Annotated in this window: 14 protein-coding genes; all 14 read right to left on the bottom strand. The window is 47.5% G+C overall.

Translation table 11 applies throughout. The features are described from left to right. Positions 1 to 613: 613 nt before the first annotated feature. Positions 614 to 901 carry a hypothetical protein gene (locus ACWB0I_RS15275; RefSeq protein ID WP_479388939.1) on the bottom strand — a complete coding sequence of 96 codons (288 nt, stop codon included), beginning with the start codon at positions 899 to 901 and terminating at the stop codon, positions 614 to 616. A 102-nt stretch (positions 902 to 1,003) separates the two neighbouring features. After that, positions 1,004 to 1,792 carry a hypothetical protein gene (locus ACWB0I_RS15270; protein ID WP_479388938.1) on the bottom strand — a complete coding sequence of 263 codons (789 nt, stop codon included), beginning with the start codon at positions 1,790 to 1,792 and terminating at the stop codon, positions 1,004 to 1,006. Then, positions 1,789 to 2,361: a c-type cytochrome gene (locus ACWB0I_RS15265; RefSeq protein WP_479388937.1), complete on the bottom strand. Its 573-nt coding sequence runs from the start codon at positions 2,359 to 2,361 to the stop codon at positions 1,789 to 1,791. Before ACWB0I_RS15265 ends, ACWB0I_RS15270 begins: the two co-directional genes overlap by 4 nt. Then, positions 2,358 to 2,885, bottom strand: a complete 528-nt coding sequence (locus tag ACWB0I_RS15260) for a DUF3341 domain-containing protein (RefSeq protein WP_479388936.1) — start codon at positions 2,883 to 2,885, stop codon at positions 2,358 to 2,360. The genes ACWB0I_RS15265 and ACWB0I_RS15260 overlap by 4 nt, the downstream gene beginning before the upstream one ends. A gap of 18 nt (positions 2,886 to 2,903) precedes the next feature. Beyond that, positions 2,904 to 4,328 (bottom strand): NrfD/PsrC family molybdoenzyme membrane anchor subunit, encoded by a 1,425-nt coding sequence (gene nrfD, locus ACWB0I_RS15255; RefSeq protein WP_479388935.1) that lies wholly within the window; start codon positions 4,326 to 4,328, stop codon positions 2,904 to 2,906. Between the two features lie 19 nt (positions 4,329 to 4,347). After that, the gene (locus ACWB0I_RS15250) at positions 4,348 to 7,392 is read right to left on the bottom strand and encodes a TAT-variant-translocated molybdopterin oxidoreductase (protein ID WP_479388934.1); all 3,045 of its coding nucleotides are present in this window, start codon (positions 7,390 to 7,392) and stop codon (positions 4,348 to 4,350) included. A gap of 33 nt (positions 7,393 to 7,425) precedes the next feature. Further along, on the bottom strand, positions 7,426 to 8,085 hold the full coding sequence (locus ACWB0I_RS15245; RefSeq protein ID WP_479388933.1) for a cytochrome c3 family protein: 660 nt from the start codon (positions 8,083 to 8,085) through the stop codon (positions 7,426 to 7,428). Positions 8,086 to 8,129: 44 nt separating this feature from the next. After that, positions 8,130 to 8,303, bottom strand: a complete 174-nt coding sequence (locus ACWB0I_RS15240; protein WP_479388932.1) for a hypothetical protein — start codon at positions 8,301 to 8,303, stop codon at positions 8,130 to 8,132. Next, a complete protein-coding gene (locus ACWB0I_RS15235; RefSeq protein WP_479388931.1) occupies positions 8,287 to 9,609 on the bottom strand; it encodes an MFS transporter in 1,323 nt (440 codons plus the stop codon). Before ACWB0I_RS15235 ends, ACWB0I_RS15240 begins: the two co-directional genes overlap by 17 nt. A gap of 44 nt (positions 9,610 to 9,653) precedes the next feature. Next, a complete protein-coding gene (gene narI, locus ACWB0I_RS15230; RefSeq protein WP_479388930.1) occupies positions 9,654 to 10,376 on the bottom strand; it encodes a respiratory nitrate reductase subunit gamma in 723 nt (240 codons plus the stop codon). 25 nt (positions 10,377 to 10,401) lie between these two features. Then, entirely contained in the window at positions 10,402 to 10,959 is a 558-nt protein-coding gene (locus ACWB0I_RS15225; protein WP_479388929.1) for a nitrate reductase molybdenum cofactor assembly chaperone, read from the bottom strand. Positions 10,960 to 10,961: 2 nt separating this feature from the next. Continuing rightward, the gene (gene narH, locus ACWB0I_RS15220) at positions 10,962 to 12,452 is read right to left on the bottom strand and encodes a nitrate reductase subunit beta (RefSeq protein ID WP_479388928.1); all 1,491 of its coding nucleotides are present in this window, start codon (positions 12,450 to 12,452) and stop codon (positions 10,962 to 10,964) included. A gap of 35 nt (positions 12,453 to 12,487) precedes the next feature. After that, positions 12,488 to 16,126, bottom strand: a complete 3,639-nt coding sequence (locus tag ACWB0I_RS15215; RefSeq protein ID WP_479388927.1) for a nitrate reductase subunit alpha — start codon at positions 16,124 to 16,126, stop codon at positions 12,488 to 12,490. A 25-nt stretch (positions 16,127 to 16,151) separates the two neighbouring features. After that, positions 16,152 to 17,018 (bottom strand): c-type cytochrome, encoded by an 867-nt coding sequence (locus ACWB0I_RS15210; RefSeq protein WP_479388926.1) that lies wholly within the window; start codon positions 17,016 to 17,018, stop codon positions 16,152 to 16,154. Between the last annotated feature and the right edge of the window lie 483 nt (positions 17,019 to 17,501).

Raw genomic sequence — 17,501 nt, 5'->3', positions numbered from 1 at the left:
GATTTGCGCCGCTACTATGTGCAGAATGGTTTTCGCTACCTGAAGGAGAAACTGTCCGCGCGCATTAAAAAATAGGCCGTGCGTTGAGCACGTCTCACTGCGTTCGGCTGGAATGACAGGCAACAAGGCATCACACCAGCCTGTCATTCTGAGCGCAGCGAAGAATCCCCTGCAAGAGCAAGTAGGGGCGAAGGATTTCCCTGAAGGTTTGACAGTCGGTCGAAAAATCAGGTTGTACAACCGGGAATTTAGCAAATGGAAAAAACGGTGTCGGAAATCCTTCGCCCTTACAAACAGGTTGGTGGTAGGTTGTGCCTGTCATTCTGATCCCGCCCAGGCGGGAGAAGAATCCCCTGCAAGCAATGGGAAGGATTCTTCACTCCGCTGGCGCTCCGTTCAGAATGACAGACGGTGCGGTCATTCCCGCGTAAGCAGGAATCCCTTTCATAGTGCAGGGGCTTCCGGCCAGTCATTCCTGCGTAAGCAGGAATCCCTTTCATAATGCAGTGGATTCCTGCTCTCGCTGCCGCTCGGCCGGAATGACTGTTGGTGTGATTGCAGGCCTGAAGCCTGCGCTACCGACTGGTTGAATTTCCAGGCCCCTGGACGAAAGTTAACGCTCTGAGAGCTCAGGTAAACTTTCTACAATGTAAGGATCATTAACCGGTAACAACGGCACTTTACTCAGACGGTACAGGACAAACAGAAAGAAGAGCGAAATGAATCCCACAATCGGACCTATTTCCCAGATGGACAGTGTAGGTTGTGAACCCAGAGTGACGGGCATGACCATAATGTACAAATCAAGCCATCGGCCGACCAGAATAACGATGGCCATTTGCAGCATTATTTTGTCATTACGTTTGCTGGCACGGGGCAGCAACACCAGAAATGGAATCAACCAGTTTAGCAGGACATTTAAAAAGGATAGGGACCCCCACCCTCCAAAATGCCGAAATATGTAATAAGAGGTCTCTTCGGGGATATTGGAGTACCATATTAGCTAATGTTGAGAAACCCATAAATATACCCAAAAAACTGAAAAGGCCATTAAATAGCTGCCTAAAACGGCCAGGTGATGGGTCGTAAAAATGTGCGAAAAGCCAGCTTTGCGTAAAATGACCATGATGACCACGATGATGGCCAGTCCGTTTAGAAACATTCCAGAAATCACCAGTAAAGGAAAAACGGTAGAATACCAGTGGGGTTGTAGCGACATTAATAGATCGATGCTGGCCAGGCAAAAACTGATGCCGCCAAACACAATAAATAGAGTTGAATGACGTACATTAAGCTGTGTAAATTTCAAATTAGCGTCACGGTCCTGACGCAGTGAATTCTTTATGATCATCTGACTCAATCCAATCCAGATGGCGAAGTAGATGCACAGGCGGATAATAAAGAAAGGCTCGTTTAACCAGCCGCTCTTCATTAATAAAATTTCATCCTGCGCTACCACGCTTTTGTGGCTCCATTCATATAAACTATGCATTCCAAAGATTAAAATAACGGCACCCACAGCGCTTAAAGGTAATGCGGATGCGATCAGTTCCGGGATACGCTTGAAGGCCGTATCCCATCCGGCATTGGAAACGTAATGAATGGCCGCGTAAAAGGCGGCGCCGAGGGCCATGCTGAGCACATAAAATTCGGCGATCAAAAAATTGGACCAGATTCTGTCTGGAGCCCAAAATAAGCCAGCGATGAATATGAGCAGCCCCATTATGGAAAAGAAGATCAACAAGTTACGCGTGGTGCCGGAAACCTTAAACTGTGGTATTTCGAACATCATGGTTTACTCTCTTGTAATATTCTAACATATTCAATGATTTGCCAGCGATCTTTACTGGTAATTTGCGAGTGATACGATGGCATATTTTTGTAGCCATAGCTGATGATGTAATAAATCTGACCATCGCTAAAATTTTTAACGCGAGCGCTTAACAGGGATGGAGGCGGCGGGAAGCCGCGCTGTGCCACCGGCCCGTTTCCCTGCCCATCGGCGCCATGGCAAACCTGACAGAAAACCCGGTACATTTTTTTTCCGCGTTGTACATCTTTGCCTTTAGAGGAAGCAAAGGGATTCAGAATTGAAGCGGCTGCCTGCAACTCCTGTTCCTGATGGGTGCCCTTAAAATGCAAGGGCTTTTCCACGCCATAGGCAATGGTTCCCGTTACAGGATTCTGTTGCGTCTGGCTATCGGGCAAAAAGGGATTGGGCGATTGCGAAAGATAGGCCACCGAATAAACCATTTGCGGTGCATATTCAAAATTTCTTTGATTCGTATCTTGTTTCGCAAGAAAAACGCTCCCTAACAGGCAAAGCGCTACAATGAACAGGATGATCAAAAGTTTATTCATAATGCGTCCTCTGACACCTGTTTTAGTTCAACCACATTATTTTCTTTACAAATGGACTGAAATTTCTCAAAATCAAATGAAGCGTCTTGAATTTCCACTCCAAGAACAAAATAACGATCGGTAATCCCGGGAAAAATCAACTTTGCTTTTTTACCAGGCCATAATCGGGCCCAGAAAAAAAAGGTAAGAAAAACGCCAAGCCCGCCAAAAAGGACCAGTAATTCAAAGGTAACCGGTAAATAAGCCGGTAGCGAATTAAAGGGCTTTCCGCCAACATTCAACGGCCAGTTAATCGAGCCAATCCAGAATTGGCTGAAGATGGCGAACAGGACACCCGTCAGCGCAAAAGCAAAACAGACATAAGTTAAGCGACTGGCTTTTAATCCCATGGCCTCCTCGAGTCCATGTACAGCATAAGGCGTGAAAACATCGTAAATGGAATATTGATTTTGCCGCGCCTGACGCACGGCCGTTAGCAAATCGTATTCCTCTTTAAAAACGGCTATTAAATATTGTTTTTCCATTTATTGTCCCGTTTTGGTTTATTGGTTTACCTGCTGCATGGATGCATCTATCTTTACAACGCTCTGCCCAATCGTTATCGGTTTTTTCCTGTTTTTACCATAATGGAGTACCCCTTTCACCTCGCCGATGGCAATAAAAGGAATGAAACGAACAAACAGCAAGAACACCGTAAAAAAGAGGCCAAAACTTCCGGCCAGAGTGGCAATTTCAATAATAGTTGGTTTGTACATGGCCCAGCTCGAAGGAAGAAAGTCGCGGTGCAAAGAGGTGACGATGATGACAAAGCGTTCGAACCACATGCCAATATTGATGATAATGGAAAGAATAAAGACCACAACAACCTTGCGTCGCAGTTTTTTGAACCAGAGGAGCTGCGGAAAAAGAACATTACAGGCGATCATGGTCCAGTATGCCCAGGCGTAAGGGCCCAAGGCGCGATTAAGGAAGGTAAAACGCTCGAAGTGGTTGCCAGAATACCAGGCCATAAACACTTCGATTCCATAAGAGAGACCGACAATCCCGCTGGTCAGGATTACAACCTTACACATCTTTTCAATATGATCGAGTGTAATGTAATCTTCGTAATGCAATACTTTTCGGGCAATGATCATCAAGGTCAGAACCATGGCAAAACCGGAAAAGATAGCGCCTGCCACAAAGTAGGGTGGAAAAATGGTAGAATGCCAGCCAGGAATCACAGACGTGGCGAAATCCATACTGACAATGGAGTGAACCGACAAAACCAGCGGCGTGGCCAGGGCGGCCAGTAATAAATAGGTCGTTTCGTAGTGGCGCCATATGCGGGCTGAACCGCTCCAGCCAAAACTCATGAAGCCGTAAATTTTTTTCTTGATTTTAGACCTGGTTCGATCACGTAAGGTAGCCATATCTGGAATTAAGCCCAGATACCAGAATACCAGAGAGATGGTAAAGTAGGTGCTAATGGCGAAGAAGTCCCATAGCAATGGGGAACGGAAATTCACCCACAATGGCCCGCGCAAATTGGGATAGGGAATAATCCAGAAAAATAGCCAGGGGCGTCCCATGTGAATGATGGGAAAGATACCTGCGCACATCACGGCAATCAGGGTCATGGCTTCGGCCGAGCGATTAATCGATGTTCTCCAGCGTTGTTGAAAGAGGAAGAGGATGGCGGAAATTAACGTGCCAGCGTGGCCAATTCCGATCCAGAACACGAAATTGGTGATATCAAAGGCCCAGCCGATCGTTTTGTTTAACCCCCAGGTTCCAATACCTACTTTAATCTGGTAGGTCACGGCAATAACGCCAATTAATAAAACGCTAAAAGAGGTTAAAAAGGCCGCCCACCACAAAAGCGTAGGTTTGGTCTCCAGCGGACGGATCACGTCATTGGTCACATCCTCTAATTTTTTATCGCCTGCGATGATCGGTTTTCTCAAAATGGAATAGGTCATCGACATAACTTTTACATTCTCCGTTTTAACTGTTTTTATTTTGTTTATTGCGCACCAGGGTCAAGTAACCAACCGTAGGTAAAAAGTTCATCTCCTCTAACATATTGTAATGGCGTGGATGATGAATCAGTCTGGAAACACGACTCTGCGGATCGTTCATATCGCCAAAAACAATGGCCTCCGCCGGGCACGATTGTTCACAGGCCAATTTAATCTCTCCGTCCTGTACCGTTTTGCCCTGCCTTTGAGCCTCGGCTTTAGCTTCCTGAATGCGTTGCACGCAGAGCGAACATTTTTCCATTACCCCCCGGCTGCGAACAGTAATATCTGGATTCAGCACCAGGTTTTCCTGCCGGTCTTTCTTCCAGTAGTTGAACCAGTTGAAACGGCGCACTTTGTAGGGGCAATTATTGGCGCAGTAACGTGTGCCCACACAGCGGTTGTAAATTTGTTGATTTATGCCTTCGTCGTTGTGCAGAGTAGCCAGTACCGGACACACGCCCTCGCACGGAGCATGATCGCAGTGCTGGCACATCACCGGCTGGAACAAAACCTCAGGGTCGGACTCATCGCCGGAATAGTAACGATCGATACGAATCCAGTGCATTTCCCGTCGCCGGTACACTTCATCTTTGCCCACCACCGGGACGTTATTTTCTGTCTGGCAGCTGATGACGCAGGAGGAGCAGCCGGTGCATTTATTTAAATCGATTACCATAGCCCAGTGGTGACCGGTGTAAACATGATCTTCTGGCCAGAGTTGCAAAATGCGGTGTTCGTATTTGTTGCCCGAGGCCGGATCTTTGCGGTATTCGTTGAGCGTGGTCTCACGCACCAGATCGCGTCTTTCGCCGCCCAATGCTTCTGGAACGCAGATATTATGGTAGGTTTGCGTTTGGGCAATCAAAGATTTTTTTCCTGAAGGGCGAAGTTGAACTTTGTTGTGCATTGTCAAATACCCATTTTGCCAGCCTGCCAGTGGAAATGCATTGCGTCCCACCGGCTGTCCTTCTTTCACGGTGGGGCGTTTTAGAATCCAATCCGGACCGATTTCACTAAAGCGTTCTGTGCCACGGCAACCATATCCCACGGCAATGGCTACGAGCTTTTCGTGCTGGCCGGGCTGCAGAAGTACAGGCAGTTCCAACGATCGATGGCCATCGCTGATTTCCACTACATCGCCCTGTTCTAAATTCATGTCTCGGGCTGTGGCCGGGGCCAAACACACATAGTTATCCCACACCGCTTTGCTTATGGGATCGGGCAGTTCTTGCAGCCAGGGATTACGGGCGTGGCGCCCATCCAGCATACTAATTTTTGGGTAAAGGACCAGCCCAATCGTCTGGTCTGTATTCTCTTCCTGCTGGCCAGGCAAACGACCGATGGATGACCAGTTGAATTTAGCTGCTTCTTGATTCGGACGCTCCACAAGGGCAAATCCCTTTTGCACAGATTCATCCCAGAAAGTCTGGAAATCCTGGTATTTGTTTTGCAAAGTGAAGAGGTTTTTCTGCCAGAATTGTTTGATGAGCTCATAGTCTGAGGCCGCCTCGCCCATCCAGGCCGCCAGATATTCGTTTAGCGATCGTCGTTCGGCCAGGCGATTAATCAGCGGTTGTGTCAGGCTCAGAACCCCATTTACAGGTTCGTTATCGGCCCACGTCTCCAGAGCGTGAGGCACCGGACAAAAAACGGCGCTTTGTGCAGCGGTCTCATCCACATATTCAGAGAAGGTAACCGTTAAAGGAACATTCTTAAAGGCCTGAAGTATTTCGTCGCTATCGGGCAGGCTGTAGAGCGGATTGACCCCGGCGATGAACAAAGCCTTAACGCGTCCTGCTTTCAATTCATCGAGCAAATGCCGCATATCCGCATCGTTGCTTAGCGATTGATTCGATGGCCATTTAAGGCTGAGTGTTTTTTCGTAATTATTTAACAAATGATTGATGGCATTAATCAGAATTTGCGCTGACAGATCGTTCAAACCGCAAACGACCAGTGATTTGCCTCTCGCTGCCCACAACCGATCAATAAGGGCGTCAATCTCTTTGCGATCAACAGAGAAAGCGTCGTTTGCTGAGTGTGAATCAGGAAAAGATATCCCGGCTTTTTCTGCTAACTTTTGTGCAAAATAGGCAATCAGACTTTTAATCTCTTCCGGCGTCGTCTTGTAACGGGTATCGGCTCTGGAGCCGGTCAGGGAAAGTCGTCCTTCAAATTGGACATGATAAGACATGTGTGGCGGGTTGCCTTTAGGTTCACGCGTTTGTACATAATCTCTGGTAAAACTGACTGGCGAAATCCAGGTGCCCAGAAAATCGGCATCAAAACTGACGATCAGATCGGCGTCATTAAAGCGGTACTGCGGCAACACGCGCAGGCCGTGCGTTTGCCGATGCGCATCCAGTATGGAAGACCAGGAAAGCGCGTCGAACTGAATGTGCCGACTGTTTTTAAAGCGTTTCAAAAATTGCCGGATCAAATGGCGTGTTGTGGGACTATTTTGTGTGCCGGTTAAAAAGTAAACGCCGTCGTTGATGGTTTGTAACGTTCTGGAAACAAAGCGGTCAATAGCAACCAGATCGCTGGATTTACCGTGAAGTAGTGGTTTTGTGGGACGTTTAGAATCATACAACTCCAGAACAGTGGCCTGACCTATGGCGCAGACACCTCCTCTGGACAGAGGATGTTGCGGATTGCCCTCGATTTTAATGGGACGACCGTCGCGATTTTTAACCAGAAGGCCGCAACCTGCATTACAACCATGACAGGTGGTGGCATACCAGAAGGATTTACCTGGCACAACCTCTTCAGCCCGGTTAAGCAGCGGAATGGCTTTTTCCACCTTTCCACGACTGCAGGCGCTTAAAACGGCCGCTGCCACTGTAAAACCGCTGGCTCTTAAAAAAGAACGGCGGGAAACCTGCATTCTGGACTTCCCGGCATGGTCCATCAATGCCTCCAGAGGCAGGGGCTCAGGAAATTCCTTTTCCAGCGATTGCAGAAATGCATCTGTCTCTTCTAACTCTTCCAGACCTTTCCAGTACTTTTTCATTTTCTTTTCTGACATGCCTTTCATCCAATTAATTTTTGTTAATCCAAATTAATAATGACACACCGTACAACTTATCGAAGCGTAGCGCCCTTTTAATTCCGGAAGTTTACCTTTGTTGACGTCTCTGTGACAATTAACGCACCAGCCCATAGTTAAATCCGGAATTTGTTCGATTTTCTCCATGGTCTCCACCGCTCCATGACAGCGCTGGCATTTCACGCCGGCATTCACATGGCGTCGATGATCGAAGTAAACAAAATCGGGCAGATTGTACACACGAATCCATTCCAGGGGCTTTCCGGAATAAGGCCTTCTGGAAAATTTCATCTGTGTGGCATTGAAGGAAACCGCCCGGTACAGTTTTTGGATCTCGGGCGAAACAATGGGCTTAGGGTCGCGGTGCGCTTCCTGCGCTTGCTGATCTTCGATGCGTATTTTATCCCAGGCTGCTGTGACAAAGCGATGGCAATTCATGCAGATGTTGGCGGATGGAATGCCTGCATGACGGCTCCGTTCGGCGCCAGAGTGACAGTAAAGACAATCAATCTGCAGGTCTCCACTGTGCAAACGGTGCGAAAAAGCAAGCGGTTGTTCGGGTTTGTATCCTGTATGAATCCCGGGCGGATTCATACGAATATTCTGCAGATAAACCACACTGGCCAGTATTACCAGAATGATCAGGATAAATAGCGCGTTTTGTTTAATCATTTTTTACGTTTCTCTTTTAATTCGGACCAATCTACTATCTTCGTTTAGTGTTTGCCCGGAAAACCACCGGTTCCGGTAAAGGCCATGTACAGCGAGTACAGAGTGACCAGAATTGCAATGATCATTTCCGAGTAAAGAATCAGAACACCCCACTTGTACCAGGGTTCGTGTTGATGTTCTTGCTGTTGTTTTTTGGTTGATTTATTTTCCTGCTTCATAAGCCTCTTCTCCTAACCAATATGATTTACTACCCAGCCCATGTTCTTCGGGATGAATTTCGTAGCGCATGGACCATATATAAAACAAGATGAAAGGAATAAAAATGAATATGGCCACATAAGCGTATCCCATGTGAATATTTTTGGCAAAGCCAAAAATGAGAGGATAAACGATGCCCCCTGCGGTGGAAAGACCGCCGATAAAACCGGTGGCTATGCCGGGGCGGTCTTTAAAAATAAGGGGCACAATGGCGAAAGTGCCGCCGGTTCCAAAACTGACGCAAATACCAAAAAAGGCCAGCACAATAACGGACATGTGCAGCAGCCCCAACAGACCGGCCAGAGTCAGTAAAATCATCATGATGGTAATTAAAATTAAAGCCATTAAAAGCCAGTGAATCCGTGGGGCGTATGACAGATTTTTGGCAATTAGCGGAAAAGGAGTCCAGCCCTTGCGCTGCCACAGATCGGACATGTAGCCGGCAAAAGGACGGAATAGAGAAGCGTTAAAAGATTGCACAGCAGCAAAGGTTCCGGCTGCAATCTGAATTTGTTCGGCGCCGCTAAAGCCCAATTGCCGGATGGCTTCCTTAAATCCTTCCGCGTAGTAACCAGGTAACCAGGCATTCATGGCGATTTCCAATCCAAAAGACATGGCATAGGCCAACATCAGGGCAATCGCCGTCCAGCGTGTCCAGACAAAAATCGTATCGCGCAAAGTGGCTGATCTCCGCGCCGTGGCAGCCCGTTCGGCGGTTTTGGCAGGAATGCCTTTCCATAAATACAGCAGGGCAATAAGGATGGCCACAATCCCAAGATGTAAAAAGGCGTCCGAATAATTGGTGCCGTAAATGCGCGGTAACATTAAGGCGCCCACGCCGGCACCCACATTACCTGTACCAGCGTAAAGGCCCTCGGCAGTGCCCATTTCATATTCTTCGAACCATTGGGCAACATGCTGAATGCCCACCACAAAGGAAACGCCTGCGGCAGCCACAATAACGCGTTCAATAAAAAGCAAAGTGTAGTTCTCTACAAATGATGAATGAATGCTGACAATTCCGGTTACAAACAGAATGACAGTGAAAGTTTTAGGCGCTCCAAAACGGTCGGATGCCCATCCGGCAATGATGCGCCCGATAGGGGCCATCCAGATGGCGGAACTGGCCAGGATGCCTAATTGCTGAGTAGTGAGATTAAACTTTTCTGCAATACTCGGGCTGAAGGCCGCAGTCGAAAACCACATCAGAAAGCACCAGAAAAATCCCAATGTGGCAATGGTTAACTGACCAACTTTGTTATTCATACATTCCTCCTGATGAATCTCTTTTATTGGGTTTTCTGTCGTTTTTAAGACCTGCCTGCACTACGAATCTTTTTTCGATTCCAATACCAGCGCACCAATTGCGGTTTGCGCCACAGGTAAGGGTTGGGAACAACCAGCAGATGCACTAAGCGCGTAAAAGGAAACAACAACACGATTAAATAGGCGCTGATGATGTGAAGTTTTACCAGAAGCGGATAGGGCGTTACGTAGTTGATTTGTGGATTGAATTCCAGAATTGACCAGAGATAAGGGGCCATGGAAGCAGCAAACCAGTGCGATCCCCAGCTATTGAAAATAGCGTTAAGAATGCCGGTTACGATCTGAAAGATTAAAAAAGCCAGTACAATCCAATCTACCATCGATGTGACCACTTTAACCCGGCTATCGACCATGCGCCGAAAGATGATGTTCAATAAACCGATTAGTGTAAAAATACCTCCGATGAACGCAGTTACCTCCAGAAAATAGAGGCGCAACGGATTCTGGTTCCACAACAACACCTGTTTCGGAATGAGAAAACCGATGAGATGCCCTGCCAATATGGTCAGAATCCCATAATGGAAAGGCACAAGTCCCCAAAAATGAATTTTATTTTCAAGAAATTGAGAAGACAGGCTGGAATAGGTGAACCCCCGTCTGGTGTAGCGTTGAATCGTAATCAGAAAAAAGGTAAAAATTGCGATGTAAGGAAGAATGGCAAACCAGAAAAGATTGAAATAGTCCAGAATGGTTGTGTTTGTTGTCATGATCCCTGTCCTGTTTTTTTACAAACTAATTTTCTTTGAACATCGCCGGTTGAGTCTTTTGTTCAAGAACTGGTGGCGGAACGTTAAAATGACCGCATAAGCTCAGCAATAAAACGCGTACTGCATGGTAAAAGGGATTGGTTTTTTCCAGATTTTGTCGAATCATTTCCAGTGGTTTCAATAGAAATTTTTGTGTGTAGATGCGCGCTTCTTCGTCATCCAGCGCCAAAAGTAATCGCAAACAATGGCTTAGATGATCCGGCAGCTCCACAGATTCTTGGATTTGAAATTCGGCAAGAGTTTGCCGCATGTGAACCAGAAATTCTCCACGTTTGTAATCTTCTCCGAACAGGTGCCAGCCGATTTCAAGGCAGGTGGCAGGATTCATGTCAAAAGTGCGAGTGAACAATTCTTCAATGGTCGGTAACGCTGTTTTTTTACAGAATTGTACAAAAGGCTGGAAAAGGGTTTTTTCCCGATCGGGAAGCAGCTCGCTCATAGTAAACACGCGTTCTTTATATTGGGCATCCGGGTAAGAAAACAATGACGCCATCTGCTGTGTGATTTTCACAAACTGTTTCATGATCATAAACCCCGTTTTGGTTCTTCACGAAAGCCAAAGCCAACCGATTGTTTGTATTCCAGCGGATCTTTCAGCATTTCGATGGCTTCTTCTCTGTGGGCCGGGGGGATTACAAAGCGGTCTTTAAATGTACACAGGGAAGTTAGTTTGTAAATCGCTTCTGCTTCTTCGATAGAACAATCGGCCTCTGTAAGCATTTTTTCGGCTACTTCCATTTCCACATCCCCAACCGTCAAAGCTCGTCGGTAAGTACGTACCGCCATTTGTTTTTTGAGCACGTAACGAATTTTTGCATTATTACCGGCGGCAAACATTTTGCCAAAAAATTCGATAGGGGCCCGCGCCATGTCGAAATCGGGGAACAGACCTTCGGACAGGCTCTTAACGGTGTTGCCGTCAAAACTGGACATGACCGGCAACAAAGGCGGTACGTAAAACAACATGGGCAAAGTGCGGTATTCAATATGAGGCGGTAAAGCGATCTTCCAGATTTTTACAAATTTGTAAACCGGGGACTGTTGCGCCGCCTGAATAACCTGGTCATGGATGCCGTTTTTACGGGCTGCCTCGACAACCTGGTCATCGAAAGGGTCTAAGATCATGCTGCGTTGCGCTTCGACCAACTCCTCATCAGATGACCTGGCCACTTCATCGATTTTGTCGGCATCGTACAAAAGCACTCCTAAATAACGGATGCGTCCTACACAGGAATGAAAACAGGCCGGAGCCTGCCCCGATTCAATGCGCGGAAAACACAAAATACATTTTTCTGATTTGCCTGTGAACCAGTTGTAATAGCTCTTTTTGTAAGGGCAGGCGGCAACGCAAGATCGCCAGCCCCGACACCGCTCCTGATCTATGAGCACAATGCCATCTTCACCCCGTTTGTACAAAGCGCCCGAAGGGCAGGAGGCCACGCAGGCCGGATTCAAACAATGGTTGCAAATTCTCGGAAAGTAAAAGAATACCAGGCGTTGAATGGCAAACAACTGCTGTTTTTGCTCGGCGGTTAAAGCCGAAAGGTTGGGATCATTTTCAGCGTACACTGGCGAACCGCTCAGATCATCGTCCCAATTGGGACCGGCCTCAATATCGATGTACTTGCCGGTTATCATGGAAACCGGTTTGGCGGTCGGCTGATCCGTGCCTTCCGGCGCATTAAACAGTTCATCGTATTTGTAAGTCCATGGCTCATAGTAGTCGTTCAGGCTGGGCAGGTGCGGATTGTGAAAAATATTAAAAATAATCCGTCCTTTGCCTGTGGATTTTAATGACAACTTACCGTTATGCAGTTTCCATCCGCCCTTGTATTTTTCCTGATCTTCCCATTTGGTTGGGTAGCCCGTACCGGGTTTGGTTTCTACGTTATTCCACCACATGTATTCTGTGCCCTTGCGGTCCGTCCAGATGTTTTTACAGGCAATGCTACAGGTGTGGCAGCCAATGCATTTGTCCAGATGAAAAACCATGGAAATTTGAGCTCTGACATCCATCTTGTATTTCCTTTGCAATTAATTTTTTGTTTCCGTTACCACTTTAATTCCGGTAATTTGCGAATCAGTACATGGGTATCGCGATTGGAACCGGTAGGCCCCCAGTAATTAAAATGGTAGGTAAACTGACCGTACCCCCCAACTAAAAAATTGGGTTTAAGACGCGTACGCGTTAAGCTGTTATGTCCACCGGCCCGGCGATTACCGCGCAGTGGCGATTTAGGAACGGAAAAGGTACGCTCCGGCGAATGGTATTGAATACAGATGCCGCGCGGAATGCGTGCGCTTACGCAGGCGCGCGTAACCACAACGCCATTATCGTTGTAAACTTCCACCCAGTCGTTGTCAACAATGCCTAATTCGGCAGCGTCTTTATCGTTGATCCACAAAGGCTCCACGCCTCTGGAAAGGGTCGTCATGCGATGGTTGTCACCATAGGTAGAATGAATATGCCACTTGCCATGGGGCGTTAAATAGTTCAAAGTCATGGAACGTTGTTCTTCTCTGGTAAAGGTAAGATCGGCATATTGCTGTGGCGTTGGTTTGGGTTTGTAAGTGGGCAGGTGTTCTCCAAATTGAATATAGCCCGGATGATCCAGATAAAATTGTTGTCGGCCGGTGAGCGTACGCCAGGGAACCATTTTTTCTACATTGTAAGTAAATGGGGAATAGGCGCGTCCGTCTGTAACCAGGCCGGACCACATGGGACTGTTAATAAAACGGTGCGGACGGGCCTGTAAGTCTTCGTAGCTTACGCGCACATCCCTTGATTTTTCCGCCAGATCGGTCAAGGGTAATCCGACTTTTTTCTCCATATTCTTGTAGGAGCGGAAAGCCAATTCGCCATTGGTCACAGTAGCTAAATGCAGGATAACATCGCAAACATGCTCGTCCTGATCCAGGGAAGGGAATTTTTTGTGATTCCAGCTTACCGTCGGATGTGTGGTGAGCATTTCGTCGTAAAAATCCTGAATATGATAATGCGTACCGTGGGCGCCGAGGCCTTTTTCCCGGGCATTGAGCCCCAGGGAGATGTATTGATTGAACAGATTCTTGTAATCTCTGAAAACAACCTGAAAGCCAGGCATGGTTTTACCGGGAATGGCTTCAATTTCGCCATCAATCCAGTTTTTGATCTCCGGTTGGGCAATCTCTGCAGCGGTATCGTGTGCCAGAGGTTTAGCTACAATATCAGCTACCGGTTCAGGAAAGTGTTTTTCCGCCAGCTGCGAAACTTTTCGAGCAATCTCTTTAAAAATCTGCCAATCGCTCTTGGATTCCCAGCAGGGGGCAACAGCCTGAGAAAGAGGGTGAATAAAACTGTGCATATCGGTAGAATTTAGATCGGCTTTTTCGTACCAGGTGGCAGCCGGCAAAACAATATCTGAGTAGAGCGCAGAGGTGTCCATACGGAAATTGAGATCCACGACCAGATCCATTTTGCCCTGCGGTACTTTATCGTGCCAGGTTACTTCTTTTACAGCCTCACGGGCAAAATTTTCGTCGCCGATGGTGTTGGTGTGTGTGCCCAGGTAATGTTTCAGAAAATATTCATGTCCTTTGGCGCTGGACATCAATGCGTTGCCACGCCAGATGTACCAGATGCGCGGCCAGTTTTCTTCAGCGTCAGGGTCTTCTACGGCAAATTTCAATTTGCGCTCCTTTAGCTGTTGAACCACGTAGCCCACCATCGCTTTTTCGTCGTCAGAATTGACTGCTCTGGCTGCTTCCCTGGCCAGTTGCAAAGGGTTTTTGTTAAATTGCGGATAGAATGGCATCCAGCCGTTGCGCACGGCCTGGATTTGAATGTCGATAGTGTGACCATTTGCCAGGGAATTTTGAGCTTGCTCTGCAGGCACAGTGTGGTAATCGGTAAATGATTTTTCGTACCGCCATTGATCGGTGTGTACGTAGTGCCAGCTTGGCGCATTTTGCAAGCGGGGAGCGCCGATCCAGTCTTTCGCAAAAGCGATGGTACTCCACGATTCTCCGGGCGCCAGTTTTTCCTGCCCCACGTAATGCGCCAGCCCGCCGCCATTTACTCCGATGCATCCACAAAACATCAGGGCGTGAATGGCGGCCCGGTACATCAAGTTGCCATGATACCAGTGGTTAATTCCCGCACCGATGATCACTGTGCACTTGCCGCGCGTAAATTCCGCTGTTCGGCCCCATTCCCGGGCAAATTTAATGACGTTCTCTCTGGAGAGGCCGGTGTATTTTTCCTGCCAGGCTGGGGTGTAAGGAGCTTCTTCATCATCGTAATTTTGGGGATACTGACCGCCCAATCCGCGATCAACTCCATATTGGGCCATCAGTAGATCGAAAACCGTGGTTACCAGTACCGGTCCCTCTTCGGTTTTAATTGTGCGTACAGGGACGCCGCGCAGCAATTGAGAACCTTCGGCAAAATTATCCAGCGTTACCTGAACCGTGTCGTCGTTTTGATTTAGGAAGGTTAGTTCTGGATTGATATTGCTGCCTATTTTGCCATCTTTTAACAATAAATTCCATTGGCCTTCTGTTTTGCCCCAGCGAAACCCCACACTGCCCATGGGCATTTTGGGTTTGTTTTCGTCAGCGTCCCACATTAGAAATTTCCACTCGCCATTTTCTTCTTCTTTATATGGAGCAAGACGATTGGCGCGCAGTAACTGCCCGGGTTTGTAGTGATCACCATTGGGCTGTAATTCGACTAAAAACGGAGCATCGGTGTATTTTTTAAGGTAATCGTTAAAATAGGGCGCCTGTTTCTTGTGGTGATATTCCGTTAAAAGGACATGATTTACAGCCATCCACCAGGCGCCGTCCTGGCCCGCATTGATGGCCATCCATTCATCGGCATATTTGGCTACCTGGTTAAAGTCCGGGGCAAAGACGTACATTTTGGTTCCATTGTGACGCGCTTCGGCGGCAAAGTGGCAGTCCGGCGTCCGCGTCATGTTGAGGTTCGAACCCATGACGGCCAGTAGTTTGGCGTTGTACCAGTCGGCAGATTCCTGGACATCGGTCTGTTCGCCCCAGGTTTCTGGAGAAGCGTTGGGCAAATCGCAGTACCAATCGTAAAAAGAGAGTGCTACGCCGCCTAATAGTTGTAAAAAGCGCGCTCCAGAAGCGTAACTGATCATGGACATGGCGGGAATAGGCGAAAAGCCAGTAATGCGATCGGGGCCATATCGTTTAATGGTGTGTAGATTGGCGGCGGCTATAATTTCCAGAACGGTGTCCCAGCTTGTACGGCGAAAGCCGCCTTTGCCCCGGGCTTTTTGCCAGCGTTGGCGCTTTTCCGGATGTTCAACCAGAGAGGCCCAGGCCTCAACAGGATCGTCAAATTCACGACGCGCCTTATTCCACAAATCCAGCAAAGCGCCGCGAATGTAAGGGTACTTAACGCGCAACGGACTGTACAAATACCAGGAATAGGAAATACCTCTCTGACAGCCGCGCGGCTCGTATGGCGGTAAGCCGTGTTCCAAAGAAGGGTAGTCCAGTCCCTGCATTTCCCAGGTGACGATGCCGTCTTTTACGTGAATTTGCCATGTACAGCTTCCCGTACAATTGACGCCATGCGTACTTCTTACGATTTTGTCGTATTGCCAGCGATTGCGGTAAAATTGTTCCCAGGTTCGTTGTTTGGGGACGATATCATCTCGAATCCAGGATTTGATGCTCATAGTGATCCTCTGAATTTTGCTGTTTCTACTTTTTTTGAGAAAGAAAGATGTTTCTGCTCGCTTTTAGCAAAGGCCTGCGCACTTCACGAAAACGGTGGTTCCAGATAAAATCAAAGATAACCAGCAGAACGATCGAACCAATTAAACCAAATAGGATAAAATTTACCATTTGAGCAGATTGTGCAGGCAGATCGTTTTCGGTTTCGTTTTTCAGGAAGGCCACAATGGGTAAAATTTCTTCGGCATCCAGGGGCTTGCTTTTGAAAATGGGATTCATGGTCAGGCTGGGCGGATTAACCAGCCAGGCAGAAAGCGCTTTTCTGCCGCCAATTCGAGCATAGGCGCGTGTGAGATTAAGCCCCAGACGACCGCCGCCGAACAGTCCGCCTAAACTGTTAACCTGATGGCAACCAATACAGGCCGGGCCGCCGTTTTTCAGACGCTGGGCGCCAGTAAAAATTTTACGGCCTTCTTCGATGTCTTCCGGCAACAAAGGACGATTGCTGACCTGCGTACCGGCAAATTGTGATTTTTCCTTTTTTGATTCCTCGGCTATCAAATCCAGTAAAGCATTGGCCAGTTCCGGTGTCATCCCGGGAATGTTACGCATGATTGCGCCTCGTGCCTCTTTTTGCAATTTAACGGCATAGGGATCGCCGCTATTTAAAACCCCTTCCGGATCCACAATCCACTTCACCAGCCAGTCGCGACTCTGACGATCCAGTACGTTCTTTAAGTCCGGCCCCGTTAAACGGCCACCGCCAATTGTATGACAGCTGGTACAATTTGTTTTAAAAAACTGCACAACATCTTGCCCCAGCAAGGACGATCCTGAAGTCTGGAGGATCAATAGAATCAAAGCGATGAATGGAATATCCTTTAATACCTTCATTATTCCCTCGTTTTGTTTGCTGCCGTTCAATGGTCTTTTACTTCTCAATTTGCGTGCCATTCCTGTATTTAACCGGATCAGAAAAAAAAGTATTGGAGGTATTTTCTGAAATATTAAGCATTTACAAAGATGCGAAATGGTTTGAGTTCGAGAAAGAAAAAGAAGGAAATGCCAGGCGCTGCATATTGAAGTATGCAGCCGCGTATCGCTCAAAATGATTTAATGTTTTGTAATTTAACAAGTTAGTAACTGGATACCAGAGTATGCACAGGATGATCTGGAAAAGAAGCTGCAGAAGGGTTAATACCTTAAAGGTTCCTCCCGAGAATTCTTGGGAGAGAGACAGGGGATCGGAGGGAGCAGCTCGTGTCCTTTTCAAGACTTCTGTAAAATAAAGGCAAAGTTTTTTAGAATGCTTGCCCCAAAAGATCTAAGGCAGCCAAGCTGCAACCAAAAGACATTTACACAGGAATTTAAGTAACC

This window comes from Caldithrix sp., assembly GCF_056497305.1.
Note: the sequence above shows the minus strand (reverse complement) of the source record. Positions and strands in the feature narration are given on the sequence as shown.

Excerpts from the sequence above, each read along its gene's own strand:
- ACWB0I_RS15235 (WP_479388931.1), bottom strand. The coding sequence starts at position 9,609 with ATGAATAACAAAGTTGGTCAGTTAACCATTGCCACATTGGGATTTTTC.
- ACWB0I_RS15260 (WP_479388936.1), bottom strand. The coding sequence starts at position 2,885 with ATGGAAAAACAATATTTAATAGCCGTTTTTAAAGAGGAATACGATTTG.
- ACWB0I_RS15225 (WP_479388929.1), bottom strand. The coding sequence starts at position 10,959 with ATGAAACAGTTTGTGAAAATCACACAGCAGATGGCGTCATTGTTTTCT.
- ACWB0I_RS15250 (WP_479388934.1), bottom strand. The coding sequence starts at position 7,392 with ATGTCAGAAAAGAAAATGAAAAAGTACTGGAAAGGTCTGGAAGAGTTA.
- ACWB0I_RS15270 (WP_479388938.1), bottom strand. The coding sequence starts at position 1,792 with ATGATGTTCGAAATACCACAGTTTAAGGTTTCCGGCACCACGCGTAAC.
- ACWB0I_RS15215 (WP_479388927.1), bottom strand. The coding sequence starts at position 16,126 with ATGAGCATCAAATCCTGGATTCGAGATGATATCGTCCCCAAACAACGA.
- ACWB0I_RS15265 (WP_479388937.1), bottom strand. The coding sequence starts at position 2,361 with ATGAATAAACTTTTGATCATCCTGTTCATTGTAGCGCTTTGCCTGTTA.
- ACWB0I_RS15240 (WP_479388932.1), bottom strand. The coding sequence starts at position 8,303 with ATGAAGCAGGAAAATAAATCAACCAAAAAACAACAGCAAGAACATCAA.
- narH (WP_479388928.1), bottom strand. The coding sequence starts at position 12,452 with ATGGATGTCAGAGCTCAAATTTCCATGGTTTTTCATCTGGACAAATGC.
- narI (WP_479388930.1), bottom strand. The coding sequence starts at position 10,376 with ATGACAACAAACACAACCATTCTGGACTATTTCAATCTTTTCTGGTTT.
- ACWB0I_RS15210 (WP_479388926.1), bottom strand. The coding sequence starts at position 17,018 with ATGAAGGTATTAAAGGATATTCCATTCATCGCTTTGATTCTATTGATC.
- nrfD (WP_479388935.1), bottom strand. The coding sequence starts at position 4,328 with ATGTCGATGACCTATTCCATTTTGAGAAAACCGATCATCGCAGGCGAT.
- ACWB0I_RS15245 (WP_479388933.1), bottom strand. The coding sequence starts at position 8,085 with ATGATTAAACAAAACGCGCTATTTATCCTGATCATTCTGGTAATACTG.